Here is a 2,137-nt window from a genome sequence, read left to right on the forward strand (position 1 = left end):
GTGCTGGATTGGTGGTACTAATCACATTCCAGGAAGTAATCCACCGAATGTATCACCTTCTGTTACTCCTGTAATTACAAAACAACCAGTTGCTACATTCAGTACAACATCTGGTGGTACTATTACACTTTCTGTGACTGCAACATCTACAGCAGGTACTTTGTCTTATCAGTGGTATAAAGACAATTCTGCTATCCTAGGCCAGAAATCTGATACATTAACAATTAATAATGCTACAATTGGGCAATCTGGTAATTATAGTGTTCGTGTAACTAACACAGAGTCCGGTAAAAGACCGATTACTGTTACTTCAAATACATCTAATGTTACTGTAACTCAAGCTGTAATTGAAGCTACCGGTATCACTATCAGTGGACCAACTGGTGGTCTTGCAATTGGTACTACTCGTCCACTTACAGTTACACTTACACCTACAGGTGCTGTTGCTATTGTTACTTGGTACTCTTCTGACCAACTGATTGCTACTGTAAGTACTACTGGTGTGGTTACCGCTCTGAAGAAAGGTTCTGCTGTTATTAGTGCAACAATCACTAAATCAGACGGCACTGTAGTAACCTCAAATAACTACAACCTATCTGTTGTTGATGCTCAAGCTACTGGCATGTCGTTCACTCGTACAACAGAAACAATTACATCGGGTAATACAACCACTATTGCTTACACATTTGTTCCTCAAGGTTCTACTGGCACGATTGTACTATCTTCTAGTAATGATAATGTAGCTAAAGCTACGTTGGACTCTACTGGTAAGATTATAACTCTTGAAGGTGTTAGTGCTGGTACAGCAACTATCAGTGCAACAGTTAATGGATATCAATCTTCTAACTCTGTTGCTGTTACTGTTGAACAGAAACAATCTACAATGCCTGATTACGACCGTACAATCAAGTATGATATTAATGTACAAGCTGGACAGCCTATTGATATTGTAATCCCAATGAAGAACCAATCTGTAATGGGTACAGTTACTTATAAATGGGTTAAAGATGATGGTAGTGCTAATGGTGTAGATACAGGTATAACTACTCAGAACTTCCACATTGATAATGCTACTCTTGCTGAAGCTGGTGTGTACTATTGCTGGGTTACTAACACTGATGCTGGTGCTAGTCCGACAACTATTACAACCCCTAAAGCGACAGTTGTTGTCAGTGCTACTGTTATCCCAGATGCCTCTTGGGTTGCTGATATGCCTACAACACTTGATGCTGGTACAGATTTTGATATTGAATGGCAAGATGGTGTTGGTCCTTTTGAGGTTCGTGAAATCAGAACTTCTGATACACCAGAACACCTTGTTAATAACTCAACACAAGCTGGTCGTACTTATAAGTTTGAGACATTTGGAGACCGTTACAACCAAGCGTATAAGAAAGCCGGTACATATAGGGTTGATATTGTAGATAAAGGTGTTACACCTAATAAGACATTACAATCTCGTATTACAAGTTTGCATGATTATCATATCAACTTGGTTAAATCTTCTGGAGATGGTACATTAGCTGCTTATAACCCAGCTACATATAATCAAGCACTTGAAATTGATGAAGGTAAAACTATTGAGCTGACAGTTCAGAAAATTGATGAATTAACAAATACCGCTGTTGCTAGTGGAGGTAATAACTTCAAGATTCTTCTGGCTGGTGATTCTTCTATTGCTACAGGAACTATCAAAGCTTCTGATACCAATAAGAGGACATTAGTAATTGCTGGTGTTAAAGCTGGTACAACCACTTATAGTTTAACCACTTCTGATATGAAAGGTGATTCAGATTTAGTAATTACTGTTAAGAGTACTGCTCCTGTAGAACCTAAAGTTGCATCTGTACAGATTGCTAAACGTTTCGATGTATTGCGTTCTGATGCTGCTGCCCCTTATAACACTAATATCATCAACCCTGCGGCTCCTATCAGAGCACTTGATGCTAGTGGTAATGTGGTTGATGCTTCTAAGTATACAGTTAAGTGGGAGCTTGATGGAACTACAGCTGGTGCAGATATTAGTCCTGATGGTAAGTTAACTTGGACTCCAGGTACCGTTGACCCGAACGTTGATGTTAAAGTCACTGTAACGAACAACTCTGATAGTAGTACTGTTACAGCTACTGGTACGTTG

1 protein-coding gene is annotated in these 2,137 nt (G+C 39.3%); it reads left to right on the forward strand.

The annotated features are described in order from the left end of the window. The coding region (locus tag N1032_RS22650; protein ID WP_259542568.1) for an Ig-like domain-containing protein at positions 1 to 2,137 on the forward strand (2,137 nt) is incomplete at both ends.

Origin of the sequence: Herbiconiux daphne (genome assembly GCF_024979295.1) — a bacterium.
GTDB classification, from domain to species: domain Bacteria; phylum Actinomycetota; class Actinomycetes; order Actinomycetales; family Microbacteriaceae; genus Herbiconiux; species Herbiconiux daphnes.